General features: G+C 65.0%; 14 protein-coding genes, 2 tRNA genes and 2 pseudogenes. 8 read left to right on the top strand and 10 right to left on the bottom strand.

Going from position 1 to position 13,528, the window contains the following annotated elements; translation table 11 throughout:
• The first annotated feature begins 107 nt into the window (after nt 1–107).
• Entirely contained in the window at nt 108–590 is a 483-nt protein-coding gene (locus EET13_RS27805) for a lipoprotein LpqH (RefSeq protein WP_122445268.1), read from the top strand.
• Nucleotides 591–616: 26 nt separating this feature from the next.
• Here EET13_RS27805 and EET13_RS27810 read toward each other — a convergent pair whose 3' ends face one another.
• The 5 genes from EET13_RS27810 to EET13_RS27825 all read right to left on the bottom strand — a co-directional run bounded on the left by EET13_RS27810 (nt 617) and on the right by EET13_RS27825 (nt 3,909).
• Nucleotides 617–2,122 (bottom strand): sensor histidine kinase, encoded by a 1,506-nt coding sequence (locus EET13_RS27810; protein ID WP_122445296.1) that lies wholly within the window; start codon nt 2,120–2,122, stop codon nt 617–619.
• Entirely contained in the window at nt 2,100–2,804 is a 705-nt protein-coding gene (locus EET13_RS27815; RefSeq protein ID WP_122445269.1) for a response regulator transcription factor, read from the bottom strand. Before EET13_RS27815 ends, EET13_RS27810 begins: the two co-directional genes overlap by 23 nt.
• A gap of 159 nt (nt 2,805–2,963) precedes the next feature.
• Nucleotides 2,964–3,119: a DUF6131 family protein gene (locus EET13_RS30690; RefSeq protein ID WP_023368814.1), complete on the bottom strand. Its 156-nt coding sequence runs from the start codon at nt 3,117–3,119 to the stop codon at nt 2,964–2,966.
• 11 nt (nt 3,120–3,130) lie between these two features.
• Nucleotides 3,131–3,382 carry a hypothetical protein gene (locus tag EET13_RS27820; protein WP_122445270.1) on the bottom strand — a complete coding sequence of 84 codons (252 nt, stop codon included), beginning with the start codon at nt 3,380–3,382 and terminating at the stop codon, nt 3,131–3,133.
• A gap of 113 nt (nt 3,383–3,495) precedes the next feature.
• Complete coding sequence (locus EET13_RS27825) at nt 3,496–3,909, bottom strand: MmcQ/YjbR family DNA-binding protein (RefSeq protein WP_122445271.1); 414 nt, start codon at nt 3,907–3,909, stop codon at nt 3,496–3,498.
• A gap of 106 nt (nt 3,910–4,015) precedes the next feature.
• On the opposite strand from EET13_RS27825, the pseudogene EET13_RS27830 reads away from it, so the two are divergent.
• A pseudogene (locus EET13_RS27830) lies at nt 4,016–4,840 on the top strand (hypothetical protein).
• Between the two features lie 24 nt (nt 4,841–4,864).
• Here the strand turns inward: EET13_RS27830 and EET13_RS27835 are convergent.
• Nucleotides 4,865–5,809, bottom strand: coding sequence for a class I SAM-dependent methyltransferase (locus tag EET13_RS27835; RefSeq protein WP_122445272.1), 945 nt, complete (start codon nt 5,807–5,809; stop codon nt 4,865–4,867).
• A gap of 77 nt (nt 5,810–5,886) precedes the next feature.
• Here EET13_RS27835 and EET13_RS27840 point away from each other — a divergent pair, with 77 nt between their 5' ends.
• A complete protein-coding gene (locus EET13_RS27840) occupies nt 5,887–6,234 on the top strand; it encodes a nuclear transport factor 2 family protein (protein WP_122445273.1) in 348 nt (115 codons plus the stop codon).
• Here the strand turns inward: EET13_RS27840 and EET13_RS27845 are convergent.
• Entirely contained in the window at nt 6,231–6,617 is a 387-nt protein-coding gene (locus EET13_RS27845) for a nuclear transport factor 2 family protein (protein WP_122445274.1), read from the bottom strand. The genes EET13_RS27840 and EET13_RS27845 overlap by 4 nt on opposite strands.
• A 50-nt stretch (nt 6,618–6,667) precedes the next feature.
• Here EET13_RS27845 and EET13_RS27850 point away from each other — a divergent pair, with 50 nt between their 5' ends.
• The 3 genes from EET13_RS27850 to EET13_RS27860 all read left to right on the top strand — a co-directional run bounded on the left by EET13_RS27850 (nt 6,668) and on the right by EET13_RS27860 (nt 10,185).
• Complete coding sequence (locus EET13_RS27850; RefSeq protein WP_122445297.1) at nt 6,668–7,666, top strand: phosphotransferase family protein; 999 nt, start codon at nt 6,668–6,670, stop codon at nt 7,664–7,666.
• Nucleotides 7,667–7,966: 300 nt separating this feature from the next.
• Complete coding sequence (locus EET13_RS27855; RefSeq protein ID WP_122445275.1) at nt 7,967–8,482, top strand: ester cyclase; 516 nt, start codon at nt 7,967–7,969, stop codon at nt 8,480–8,482.
• A 380-nt stretch (nt 8,483–8,862) separates the two neighbouring features.
• Nucleotides 8,863–10,185 (top strand): serpin family protein, encoded by a 1,323-nt coding sequence (locus EET13_RS27860; protein ID WP_168991345.1) that lies wholly within the window; start codon nt 8,863–8,865, stop codon nt 10,183–10,185.
• A 479-nt stretch (nt 10,186–10,664) separates the two neighbouring features.
• Here EET13_RS27860 and EET13_RS27865 read toward each other — a convergent pair.
• Nucleotides 10,665–10,737 (bottom strand) — tRNA-Arg (locus EET13_RS27865).
• A 33-nt stretch (nt 10,738–10,770) separates the two neighbouring features.
• Nucleotides 10,771–10,859: transfer RNA gene (locus tag EET13_RS27870), tRNA-Ser, on the bottom strand.
• Between the two features lie 83 nt (nt 10,860–10,942).
• On the opposite strand from EET13_RS27870, the pseudogene hisC reads away from it, so the two are divergent.
• Nucleotides 10,943–11,983, top strand: a pseudogene (gene hisC, locus EET13_RS27875) (histidinol-phosphate transaminase); the annotation flags it as partial.
• A 103-nt stretch (nt 11,984–12,086) separates the two neighbouring features.
• On the opposite strand, the gene EET13_RS27880 reads toward hisC, so the two are convergent.
• The gene (locus EET13_RS27880) at nt 12,087–12,671 is read right to left on the bottom strand and encodes a TIGR03086 family metal-binding protein (RefSeq protein WP_122445278.1); all 585 of its coding nucleotides are present in this window, start codon (nt 12,669–12,671) and stop codon (nt 12,087–12,089) included.
• 23 nt (nt 12,672–12,694) lie between these two features.
• On the opposite strand from EET13_RS27880, the gene EET13_RS27885 reads away from it, so the two are divergent.
• The gene (locus EET13_RS27885; RefSeq protein ID WP_122445279.1) at nt 12,695–13,519 is read left to right on the top strand and encodes a crotonase/enoyl-CoA hydratase family protein; all 825 of its coding nucleotides are present in this window, start codon (nt 12,695–12,697) and stop codon (nt 13,517–13,519) included.
• Nucleotides 13,520–13,528: the final 9 nt, after the last annotated feature.

Raw genomic sequence — 13,528 nt, forward strand, 5'->3', positions numbered from 1 at the left:
AGGATAGAAATAGTTGCTTAAGCCCCTAGACCTCGGTTCAGTTAACTTGCATACTGCCGGGGCGGTCCTCAAAGCCAGGGGACCGCTACGACGGCAAAGGAGCACAGGTGAAGCGTGGACTGACGGTGGCGATAGCCGGAGCGGCGATTCTGGCCGCGGGTCTTTCCGGATGTTCTAGCAACAAATCGACCAGCAGCGGCGGCAGCTCGAGCAGCAGCGCCGCATCGGCAAGCACGGGCGGTGGCGGGGCGTCGGGAACCAAGGTCACCATCGACGGCCAGGACCAGCACGTGACCGGCTCGGTCGTCTGCACGACGGCCGCCGGCAATGTCAACATCGCGATCGGTGGCGCAGCCACGGGCATCGCCGCCGTGCTCACCGACGCCAACCCGCCCGAGGTGAAGTCGGTGGGTCTGGGCAACGTCAACGGCGTGACACTCGGATACACCTCGGGTACCGGCCAGGGCAAGGCCGAGGCGAGTAAGAACGGCAGCAGCTACAAGATCACCGGCACGGCGACCGGGGTCGACATGGCCAACCCTATGCAGCCGGTGAACAAGCCGTTCGAAATCGACGTCACCTGCCCCTAGCAGCAAGGCACTGAGCGCGGGGCAATTCAATCCGATGACGATGCGGGCGGTTGCCACCCGTCGAGTGGCAACCGCACCGCGAACTCGGTGTAACCGGGTGAGCTGTTGACGCTGATGGTTCCGTTGTGCGCCTTGACCACGGCAGAGACGATCGCCAGGCCAAGCCCGGTGCTACCGCCCTTGCGGGAGCGAGAGGTGTCCCCGCGAGCGAACCGCTCGAATACCTCCGACTGAAGTGCCACCGGAATGCCGGGGCCGTTGTCGACCACTTGCAGCAGGGCGTGCGCCGGCTCGACACTCAACCGGGCGGTCACCACGGTGCCGGGGCCGGTGTGGATGCGGGCATTGGCAAGCAGATTGGCGACCACTTGATGCAATCGGGCGCCATCGCCGGTCACCGCGACCGGCTCCGGCGGTAAGTCGAGTTCCCACTTGTGATCCGGGCCCGCAATGTGTGCGTCACTGACCGCGTCAACCGCCAAGCGCGACAGGTCAACCGGTTCGCGTTCCAGCGGCCGTCCGGAGTCCAGCCGGGCCAGCAGTAACAAGTCCTCGACAAGACGAGTTATCCGCTCGGTCTCCGAAGCCACTCGGCTCATGGCGTGAGCCACCGCTGCGCGGTCGTCGCTCATGCGCTGCGCGAGTTCGGTGTAGCCGCGAATCGCGGCCAGCGGGGTGCGCAGCTCGTGACTGGCGTCGGCGACGAACTGGCGTACCCGGGTTTCACTGGCTTGCCGCGTCGACAAGGCGGCCGCGATGTGGTCGAGCATCCGGTTCAGGGCCGACCCGAGTTGCCCAACCTCGGTGGCGGGGTTCGCGTCGTCGTCGGACACCCGGACCGGTAACGCGACTTCGCCCCGATCCAACGGCAAATCGACGACCTCGGTGGCGGTTTGGGCGACGCGCCGCAACGGCGCCAGCGCTCGCCTGATGATCACCGCCCCGGCGGTCGTCGCCGCGAACAGCGCGACCGCGGTGACGATCCCGAACATGGCCAGCATCCGGAACATCGTTGCGTCCATGTTGGACATCGACAGCCCGGTGACGATGACGTCGGTGCGGTTTCGGCTGGGAGCCGCGACCACCCGGTAGCGACCCAAGCCGTCGAGGTTTACGGTGACCGGGGTGCGACTGCCCGCAATCGCGGCCAGCTGCGCCTGGGCCTGGTCGCTCAGCGCGGCCCGGGCACCGCTGCCGGTCAGGTAGCCGGCGTCGATCGTCTTGCCGTTGCTGACCACCGCCGCGACCAATCCGGCCGGCTGGCCGGGCGCGTCCAGAAATTTGGGACCGGGGCCGGCCCGCACGTAACGCGGTTCGTGCCGGCGCGGCGGTTCGGGGTACAGCAGCGATGAACGATATGAGGCCCCGCTGAGCTGGCCATCGAGCTGCTTCACCAAATGGTGGCGCAAGGCCAGTTCGGTTGCCGCGGTGATGCCGACACAGACCAGGACCAGAACCACGACCTGTCCGACCAGGAGTCGCAGCCGTAAAGACCAGGGCCGGCGGGCTTTAACGGGCCGGCTTGAGGACATAGCCGGCGCCACGCAGCGTGTGGATCATGGGTGCGCGACCGTTGTCGATCTTTTTGCGCAGGTAGGAAATGTACAACTCGACGATGTTGGACCGGCCACCGAAGTCGTAGCTCCATACCCGGTCCAGGATCTGGGCCTTGCTCAGCACCCGCTTGGAATTGCGCATCATGAAGCGCAGGAGCTCAAACTCGGTGGAGGTCAAGGAGATCGGTTCGCCGGCGCGGGCCACCTCGTGACTGTCCTCGTCGAGCACCAGGTCTCCCACCACGAGTTGGGCACCGCTGTCGACGGTGGTGATGCCGGTGCGGCGCAACAGTGCGCGCAGCCGCAGCACGACCTCCTCGATGCTGAACGGTTTGGTCACGTAGTCGTCGCCGCCGGCGGTCAGCCCGGCAATGCGGTCTTCCACAGCATCCTTGGCCGTCAACAGCAGCACCGGCAGGCGGGGGTTCTCCCTGCGCAACTTGTGCAGCACCTCCAGGCCGCTCATGTCGGGCAGCATCACGTCGAGTACGACGACGTCGGGCCGCGCGGTACGGGCCGCGGCGATCGCCGATGCGCCGTCCTGCGCCGTGGTGATATCCCAGCCCTCGTAACGCAACGCCATCGAAACCATTTCGGCGAGAACGGGTTCGTCGTCGACCACCAGGACGCTGATCGGCAGTCCGTCGGCACGGCACATGACGACTCGCTCGACCGGAGTTCGCGGGCTCGTCACGACTCCCAGTATCGGCGCCGCACTGGGCCGACGCTATGCCTTGGCTATGCGCAAGCTGTGAAAGGTCGCGTGAGCCGCATGGCCACTGGGGCCACGGGGCACGCGACCTTTCGGCGGCGGGCGCTAGTACCAGTACCGCCGGCCGGCGACCGGGCGGCCCATGGAGCCCAGCGCCCACAGCACGGCGCCGATCACCAGCAAGATGATTCCGAGCACCGTCAACAAATGGATGCCGAACACGAATCCGAGAATGAGCAAGATGGCGCCGACGACGATCATGGTGACTTCCTTTACATTGAGGGGCTGTGATCGACCAGCTGCATGGAGCTAGGCTGCGGCAAATGACAATTTGTTACTTTCGGGTTCACACCGAGGTAATTCAGGGGTCCCGCGATCACCGTCACCGCAACGGTTCCCGCTGAAGCGCAACTTGTTTGCTCACCTTTGAAGTAGCCTCGCTGCCACGTCGCGAAGACTCCGATGAGTAACCACACGAGCACAATCGCCCCGACAACTCCGCGCCCACGCATGGTGACCTCCATTGTGTTTCGAGATAAATCCCGTGGACCAGAGATACCCGTTGCACCCGTGTTTAAACATGTTCCGATGCAAGCGTCGAAACGAATTAGCAGTCGGAATTTGTGCGGGCGGCTAACTACCAGTTATGGGCGGCCAGCCACTGCGCCGCGCGTCTCTTCGAGGCGCGGCAGAGCCAAGCGTCCTGGATCATCTCGGTCAGTTCGGTGATCCCGATTTCCGCCAATCGGCCGGCCCGCACAAGCACCGACAGATGCCCGTCGAAGTGGGGGGTAGTGAAAAACGGTGACTTCGGATCCTGGGTCAGCGCCAGCTTGTCGGCCTCGGACTCCACCCACATGATGATGACGTCGCTGTAGCGCTCCCCGGTGTCGGGGTCGGCCGCGTCCGGCCGTGGGGTGCGAAAGTACACGAACGATTTGCCGCCCACCTGGTAGATGGGGTTACCCTGCGGCCCGGCCAGCCGCTTGACGTGTGGCATCGACGCGGCGATCCGGTGCACGTCATCGACCGTTGCGGGTCGCTCAGCCATGATCCGGACAATACCCGCCCGGCCCGGCCGATACCCGTGAAACGGATCTGTACCATGGGCGACAAGCATTGCGGTAAAGGGGGATTGGGAGGGCTCTAGCTGAAATATGGTCGATACATTGTTCGCCGACGTATCCGAATATCAAGTGCCCGTTGATGACTCATATCCCTACCGGGTGCTTTCCATCCGCGTTTGCGACGGCACCTATCGCGATCACAACTTCGCACGAAACTATGCGTGGATGCGGGGCGCATTGAACAGCGGCCGAATGACATTCGGGATCGTCTACACCTATGTCCGTCCCAATTGGCTGGCCAACGCCAATACCGTGCGTGCCATGATCGATGCCGCAGGCGGCTTGCACCGACGCGTCGCCTTGATGCTCGATGTCGAGTCCGGCGGCAACCCGCCGGGTGACGGCTCGGCGTGGATCAACCAGTTGTATTAGAATCTGGCCGAGTACGCCGGGTCAGCCAGGCGAATTATCGGCTATGCCAACGCCTATGACTTCTGGAACATCTGGCGGGTGCGCCCGCCGGGTCTGCGGGTGATCGCGGCCGGCTACGGGTCCAACCCCCGCCTGCCCGGCCAGGTCGCCCACCAGTACACCGACGGCTCGGGTTACAGCCCGAATCTGCCGCAGGGCTGCCCGCCTTTCGGCCGCTGCGATATGAACTCAGCTGACGGACTGACACCACGGCAATTTGCCGCGGCCTGCGGCATCACAGTGAACGGAGGACCGCTGATGGCGCTCACCGACGACGAGCAAGCCGAGCTGCTGACCAAGGTTCGCGAGATCTGGGATCAATTGCGCGGGCCCAACGGCGACGGCTGGCCACAACTCGGCCAGAACAGCCAGGGCCAAAGTCTCACCCCCGTCGACGCCATCGCGGCCATCAAGGATGACGTCGCGGGGATGCTCGCGGGGTAAGCCGAACAGCAGCCCGTCGACGCCTCACCCAGCAGGCCGCTGCGCGGACACGTAAAGCGTTGGCGGCATGGAATCTTCGAGGCCGCTGGGCACGCCGCGGCCGTAACGGGCCAACACTTCCGCCGCGGTTTGCGTCGACACCTGCCAGGCACGTTTGCGTAGCCAGTCGGCCACCGGGGTGCGTTCCTCGGCGTACCAGAGCTCATCGAGGTCGGTCAGCTCGACCTTGACCAGCCGGGCCGCCGCGGCTCGCATGCGTTGCATATCCTCGCGCTGGCGCCGAACCAGATCAGGGTCCAGGAAGCCCTCGGCTGGCACATTGCAAGCAAGCCAACTGCCGGCGGGGCTCATCGCGTCGATGCGCGCGAACAACAGGTCCTGGGCTGTGGCCGGCAGATAGCGCAGCAACCCCTCCGCCGACCAGGCACACGGCTTGGAAGCATCAAATCCGGCCTTCTGCAACGCCGTTGGCCAATCTTGCCGTAGGTCGATCGGGACGTTTACCAGTTCTGCCGTCGGGAGCGCGCCGTGTTGTCGCAACGTGGTGGTCTTGAAGTCCAACACCTTGGGCTGGTCCAACTCGTAGACAACAGTGCCGCCGGGCCAGGTCAGCCGCCAGGCGCGGGAATCGAGTCCGGCCGCCAAAATCACCACCTGCCGCACACCGGCGTCGGCGGCGCCGAGAAAGAACTCGTCGAAAAACGCCGTCCGCGTGGCCATAAAGTCGATCATCGCCCGAACCCGGTGCCATACCCCGGGTTCGCTGTCGACCGCCTGGTTCAGCAGCCGGGGATCGGCGAACACCGACCAGATGCCCTCCCCCGCGGCCTCGACGAACACCCGCGCGAACGGATCCCTGATGAGCGGGTTTTCACTTTCGGTCTCGGCGGCCCGAGCGGCCGCCACGCCTAGGGCGGTAACGCCCACGCTCTCGGTGATGTCCCAGGAATCGTCGTCCGTTCGCGGCATTGGCCACACCTCGCCGGCTAGAAGAGTCAGGTTCCCGACCTATTCTTCCAGCGGGCGCGGGCTTACGATCGCTCGCTATGACTCGCATGCCCAAGGAAGTATTCGCCCATCACGGTCGAGCGCTGGCCACCGGTGACCTCGACCAGATCGTGGCCGACTACGCCGACGACTCCGTGGTGCTCACCCCGGCCGGCGTTGCGCGCGGCAAAGACGCCATCCGGCAGGTATTCGTCAAGCTGCTAGCCGATCTGCCGAATGCGGCATGGGACTTGAAGACTCAGATTTTCGAAGGCGACCTGCTGTTCTTGGAGTGGAGCGCCGATTCGGCGGCGAGCCGGGTCGACGACGGCGTCGACACCTTGGTGTTCGCCGACGGCATGATCCGGGCTCAGACGGTTCGCTATACCCTGCGCGCCAAGTCTTAGGGCTGCGCCAGCAGTTCGGCCATTTTCGGGATGAGGGCCTGCAGAGCTTTGACCGGGCGAATCATCACCTTGACCGACACGATCTGCCCGTGGTCGTTCCAGTGGATCATGTCGATTCCGTCGACGAAGATGCCGCCCATGTCGGCCTCGAACTCAAGGACCGCCGAGTGCGCACTGTGCCACTGCTCGACGTAGTGGAAGTTGCTGTCGGCGAACACCTGCAACGCCGCACTCAGGTAGGCAAGGACGTTGGCACGGCCTCTTTGTGGGGTGAACACCGCGGGCGAAAAGAACACCGCATCCTCGGCGAGCAACATGTCGAGACCGTCGATGCGGCCGGAATCGACAATCTCAATCCAACGTTGGAGTACCGGCGACGTCATTGCACCAGAGTAGTTTTTGACAGGTGGACCTGGAAGCGGTGGCGGCATGGATGTCCGAGCGCGGACTCGGCGACGGCCCATTGGAGGACGTGTCCGCGGTCACCGGCGGAACACAGAACCTCATGCTGCGATTCAACAGGTCCGGCCGGCCCTATGTGCTGCGGCGCGGGCCGCGACACCTGCGCCCGCGCAGCAACGCGGTGATCCTGCGAGAGACCAGGGTTCTGGCCGCGCTGGCCGGCTCCGACGTCCCGCATCCGCGCTTGATCGCCACCTGCGACGACCCCGGCGTGCTCGGCGACGCCGTCTTCTACCTGATGGAACCAGTCGAAGGTTTCAACGCCGGTGAAGGGCTGCCGCCGCTGCACGCCGGGAACGCGGCGGTGCGGTTCGGGATGGGCCTGTCGATGGCCGACGCACTGGCCAGGCTGGGCGCGGTGGACCATGTGGGCGTCGGGCTCGCCGACTTCGGCAAGCCCGACGGCTTCCTGGAACGCCAAGTGCCGCGCTGGCTTTCCGAGCTGGAGTCCTATCAGCAGTACGACGGCTACCCAGGGCCGCAGATCCCGGGAATCGAGCAGGTGTCCGGGTGGTTGCAGCGTCACCGGCCGACCGCGTGGACCCCCGGCATCATGCACGGTGACTACCACGCCGCCAACGTCATGTTCTCCTGGACCGGGCCGGCCGTGGTCGCCATCGTGGACTGGGAAATGTCCACGATCGGCGATCCGCTGCTGGACCTGGGATGGCTGCTGGCGACCTGGCGCCAGCCCGACGGGTCGAGCGTGTTCAGCCACGCCCTGGGCGGCCAACGCGGGCTGGCCAGTACCGACGACCTGCTGCACCGCTACGCCGCCAACTCCACCCGCGACCTGTCACACATCACCTGGTACACCGTGCTGGCCTGCTTCAAACTCGGCATCGTGATCGAAGGCACGCTGGCGCGCGCCTGTGCGGGTAAGGCGGAGAAAGAAGTCGGCGATCAGCTGCACGCGGCCACGGTGCACCTGTTCGAGCGGGCGCTGACCATCATCGAGTCGCCGCACTAGTTGACTGAAGTTCCCGGAGCGCCAGGTGCCCGGTGGCTCCTGGAAAAGCTAGCGGCCAACCAGGTCGTGAGGGCGCAGCGACGGGTCCCGTGGGCGGACGACGAGAAATCGAGAAATATGCCACGCGACGAATCCGCGCATGACGCGGGAGGGCCGTCCTGGGCGTGACGACATCATGACATATGACGGCCGCACCTATTGCCGACGCCGTGATTCACGGCGCCCATCAACCTCGTGTTCGCACCTATTGTCGGGGACAATGGCCATGATCGTCCCAGCGACCGCTGAAGGAGGCCACACATGACTGCGCTGCAACCCGGAACCACCAACGCAGAGTGGGTTCGGGAGGTGTTTCGCCGTGTCTTCGACCAACGTGACTTCTCCCAGGCACAAGAATTCTGGAGCGACGACTCGGTCGATTACTTCCTCGCCACCGGTGAAACCGTGCGCGGGGCAGCCGCCTTGACGCAATGGTTCAGCAGCCTGTTCGCAGCGGTCCCAGATTGGCGGCTGGTGATAGAGAATGTCGTCGATGACGGCGCAGGCCAGGTCGTGGTCCAGTGGAAGGGTGGCGGATCGTTCACGGGATCGCCTTTTCAGGGCATCGAAGCGACCGGCCGCCGAGTCGAGATTCGCGGCTGCGACGTCATCCAGCTGGCATCCGACGGCCGGGTGGCCAGCAATACTGTCTACTACGACGGCGCCGGATTTGCTCGTCAGATCGGGATGCTGCCGACGATGGGCACCCGCGCCGACCGCCTGGTCACCCGTGGGTTCAACGCGATCACCAGGCTGCGTCGTCGCATCGGGCGGTAGGCCGCAATAGGTGTAGCGAAATCTCTAGCGAAGAGTTCCCCACTGGCAGTAACCGCACCCGAAGAGATTCGAACTCTCCACCTTCTGCAGTAAATCACCCGTCCCGCAACATATTTCGCTGCTTGCTCGCGCCTGTCCGGCACTTTCCGACGTGCGCCGCAGCCGTTACCCGCCCTGCGATCCGTCTTACGCCGTATGCGGCCGTCGCGGGATCATCACATGTTTTCGAGGGAAAGGCGATGGGTTTACCAGTCTCAGACTCCATGCGTTGCACCGCCACACCGCCTGATACACCGCTGACGGTGACTGCCGTCCGAGCGCATTCACGATGCGCTGCATTTATCAAATATCCGCGTCTCGCGGCGCGCATACTGGTCGCCGTGAACCCCGTAACCCGTTCATTTCGCGTCGGATTCCACGGTGTGATTACTGCTGCCGTTGTTTTCGCAAGTGCTGTCGGCTGCGGGGGCGACCGCAACCGTGCCGAATCCACACCAGGACCGACACCCGCGCCCGTCACCCGGTCGAACCTTGCATACGACAGCACACCAGGCGTTGCTCCGGCGCAGGAGCAGAGTTTTGTCAATGCCACCAACGGTTTCGGGCTGGATCTGTTCCGGCGCATGTCGGCAGCCAGTGAAAAGAACTTCGTCTTGTCTCCGCTGAGCCTCAGTGTTGCGTTGTCGATGGCCTATGCCGGTGCCGCCGGAGCTTCCGCCACCGAAATGAAAGCCGTTCTGCGCGATCCGTTCGGCAATGACACTTACTACCGTGCCATGAACCAACTGCTCACCGATCTGCGTTCACGCAACCGCGCCGCGATCTCCGCCCAAGATCCGAGGAGCATCGAGCTGGCGATGGTCGACGCGGTCTGGCTGCAACGTGGCATGTCGGTTCGCGCGCCGTTCCTCGACATCCTCGCTACCCAATACGATGCCGGCGCACACCTCGCCGACTTCAAGGCCAACTCCGAGGGCGAGCGGGTCACGATCAACAACTTCGCCAGCAACGCGACCAAGGGGCAGATCAAAGACCTGATCCCGCCCGGCATGTTAGATGCGTTCACGCGTGTCGTGTTGCTGAACGCGGCCTACCTCAAGGCGAGCTGGGAGTACCCGTTTGCGAAAGAGCTCACGGCCGACGGCAGCTTTCGGGTGGCGCCCGGTACACAGGTCACCGTGCCGATAATGCACAAGATCACCGGGGCGCTGCGCTACGCTGTCGGGTCGGATTTTCAGGCGGTGGAACTCCCCTACGTCGGTGGCGACCTCAAGATGCTGATCGTCCTGCCGGCCGAGGGACAGCTCCAGGCGGTTCGCAACAGCATGGACGACGCTTGGTTCCGCAATGTGGCCTTTACGGATGCGGCGGTCGACCTCAGTTTGCCCAAGTTCCGTATCACCTGGGGAACCGAGGAATTCAAGGAGACCCTGGCGGCGATGGGAATGTCGCGTGCATTCGACCGCGATCGGGCGGACTTCTCCAACATCACCGCCGACGAAAAGCTCTACCTCACGCACCTAGTGCAGAAGGCCTTCGTCGGGATCGACGAGTCCGGGACGGAAGCGGCGGCCGTTTCCGTGTCGCCCGGGGGCGGGCTGGGCGCGCCCGAGAATGTGGACGTCGATCACCCCTTCCTGTTTGCCATCGTCGACAAGACCGGCGCCGTGGTCTTCGCGGGGCAGGTGATGGATCCGCGCTGAGGTACGGCGGTACACCAGGCGACGGGCGTGCAAACCGAGATGCCTGAAGGGCCACGAACCCGCGCACGCAATACTCGCGAAATCGGGGGCTTCTGCTTACGCAAAGCACCCCCGTGCCTTCCCAGCTCGTCGGATGTTTCTCGCTAGCATCGGCAACAGCGGCTTTGGTTCCCTGGCTGGTATCGCAATGAGGGCTACGCCAACCTCGGCATCGCCAACAGCGGCGGCAAACGGCAACGTCGGCCTCCCCGGCACAGGTCTCCAGCTTGCATTCCCCCGCCGAATTTCTTGGGTAAATGCGGCCCAGGTCGTAGCCGCCTCGACGGGCAACGCCTAGGCGCACTCGAACACCCTCCAGTGCCGCTGCCGGCGCCGGGACACTGCCGCACGCCAAATCGAACGCCCGTTGAGTCGCGGTTGTTGTCAACGCCGCGCACTAGCGGCGGCCCCGGGCTGCTCAAACAGCCTCCGATAATCAGCGCGCCCGAAGAGATTCGAACTCCCAACCTTCTGATCCGTAGTCAGATGCTCTATCCGTTGAGCTACGGGCGCTTGTCTTCAGTTGTGTTCCCCGGAAGGATCCTGCGGAGGCGAGAGGATTTGAACCTCCGGTCCCCTTGAAGGGGGACAACTCATTAGCAGTGAGCCCCATTCGGCCGCTCTGGCACGCCTCCCATGGACTTCATGAGGGTACCCGATCCGGGTACCCGGAGCCGCCGGAGGCTTAGAGTACACAGCCGCAACATATGCTGTCGACGTGACTGCCCGTCTGCGACCCATACTCGACGGGCTGCCGGTCTATGTTCCCGGCAAGACCGTGCCGGGTGCAATCAAATTAGCGAGCAACGAGACGGTGCTGGGCCCGCTGCCCAGCGTCCGCGCAGCCATCGAAACGGCCGCCGCGTCGATCAACCGCTACCCCGACAACGGCTGCCTCGAGCTCAAGGCAACGCTGGCCAAGCACGTGGGCTTCGGCCCCGAGCACATCGCCGTCGGTTGCGGTTCGGTCAGCCTGTGCCAGCAGCTCGTCCAAATCACCGCGTCGGTGGGCGACGAGGTGATCTTCGGCTGGCGCAGCTTCGAGCTCTACCCGCCGCAGACTCAGGTCGCCGGCGCCACGGCCGTTCCGGTCCCGTTGGCCAACCACACCTTCGACCTCGAGGCGATGCGCGCCGCGATCACCGATCGCACCCGGCTGATCTTCGTCTGCAATCCGAACAATCCGACGTCGACCGTTGTTCCGCCGGATGCCCTCGCCGAATTCGTCGAGGCAGTTCCGGCGCACGTCCTGGTCGCGATCGACGAGGCCTACGTGGAATATGTCCGCGACGGCATGGCCCCCGACAGCCTGGAGTTGGTCCGCTCCCATGACAACGTGGTGGTGATGCGAACGTTTTCGAAGGCGTACGGGCTGGCCGGATTGCGCGTCGGGTACGCGATCGGCCACCCGGACGTGATCGTCGCCCTGGACAAGGTGTACGTGCCGTTCACCGTGTCGAGCATCGCCCAAGCGGCGGCCATTGCCTCGTTGAATGCCGCCGACGAGCTGCTGGCCCGCACCGATGCGGTGGTCGCCGAGCGCGTTCGGGTTGTCGCGGCGCTGCGCGAGGCCGGGTTCGATCTGCCGCCGCCGCAAGCGAACTTCGTCTGGCTGCCGCTGGGCGCACGCACTCGCGACTTCGTGGAACAAGCGGCGGCGGCGCGCATCGTGATCCGCCCCATGAGCACCGACGGTGTGCGCGTCACCATCGGTGCACCGGAAGAAAACGACGCCCTGCTGAGATTCGCACGCAGCTGGATCACCGCCGAGGGTCAGCATCGGGGTGGGGCTGATCACGTCAAGCGAATCGACGGGCACGCGGTAACGGGCGGCACGGGCGTGCCGGATGGCGCCTGTCCAGTTATCCGCCCGGGTTGCGGCCGGTGAACGCGACGAGCCGATCCAGTGCACTGGCGTGCTCGGGAACCTCGACCGGCGCGTCGAACCCGGCGGCGCTGCGTTCATGCGGCTTGATCAGCGTGCGCGCCAATCCCAGCACGTACTCGGTCAACGAGTCGGCCACGCGCACCTCGCTCCCCACTGCCGTCGCGTAATCCCAGGCGTGGACCAGGAATTCGATCGAAAAAACAGACACCGCGACCCTGGCCGACATCGAGCCCGGACCCAGCGACACCTCACCTTCCAGGCCGTGGCGGTGCCAGGCATCCAGCGCCGGCCGAGCGGCGCCGATCACCAGACGCTCCACCGAGTCGGTGTCGTCTCGCATGCAGAATTCCGCGTCGACCATGCCGCCGAGAACCATGATCGAGTTGAGCAGATGCCCGGTCAAGCCCTTGACGTCATACTCCGTGCACGGCGTCTGCTTGGCCCTGTCGTCGGCGCGGATCGTGTGCAGCACCTGCTGCAAGACCCCGAGTGCGGCCTCGGCGCTTTGCAGCTCGTCGGTCGGTGGAGAATCTGGTCCGGGTCGCAAATCGGAGGACATACCCGCCACGCTACGGTCTCGGCATGGGCGAAACATACGAATCCGTCACCGTCGAAATCAAGGACCGGGTCGCGCAGGTGACCCTGATCGGGCCGGGCAAAGGCAATGCGATGGGCCCCGCGTTCTGGTCGGAGATGCCGGAGGTGTTCGCCGCCCTCGACGCCGACCGTGAGGTGCGCGCCATCGTCATCACCGGGTCCGGCAAGAACTTCAGCTACGGCCTGGACGTCTCGGCGATGGGCGGTTCGTTCACCCCGCTGCTGTCCGGCGAGGCCCTGGCGGGCGCGCGCGCGGAGTTCCACGCCGAGATCAAGCGCATGCAGAACGCGATCAGCGCCGTCGCCGACTGCCGCACCCCCACCATCGCGTCGGTGCACGGCTGGTGCATCGGCGGTGGCGTCGACCTGATCTCGGCGGTGGACATCCGCTACGCCAGCGCCGACGCCAAGTTTTCGGTGCGCGAAGTCAAACTGGCCATCGTCGCCGATGTCGGTAGCCTCGCCCGGCTGCCGCTGATCCTCAACGATGGCCATCTTCGCGAACTGGCGCTGACAGGCCGCGACATCGACGCCGCCCGAGCCGAGAAGATCGGCTTGGTCAACGACGTCTACGCGGATGCCGACGCCACGCTGGCCGCGGCGCACGCCACAGCCGCCGAGATCGCCGCGAACCCGCCGCTGACCGTGCACGGCATCAAGGATGTGCTTGACCAGCAACGCATTTCAGCCGTCTCGGAGAGCCTGCGCTATGTCGCCGCGTGGAACGCCGCGTTCCTGCCGTCGAAAGACCTGACCGAGGGCATCTCGGCGATCTTCGCCAAACGCCCGCCGCAGTTCACCGGGGAGTAAGCCCTGCCG

This window comes from Mycobacterium attenuatum (assembly GCF_900566085.1).
In the GTDB taxonomy this organism is placed as follows: Bacteria; Actinomycetota; Actinomycetes; order Mycobacteriales; family Mycobacteriaceae; genus Mycobacterium; species Mycobacterium attenuatum.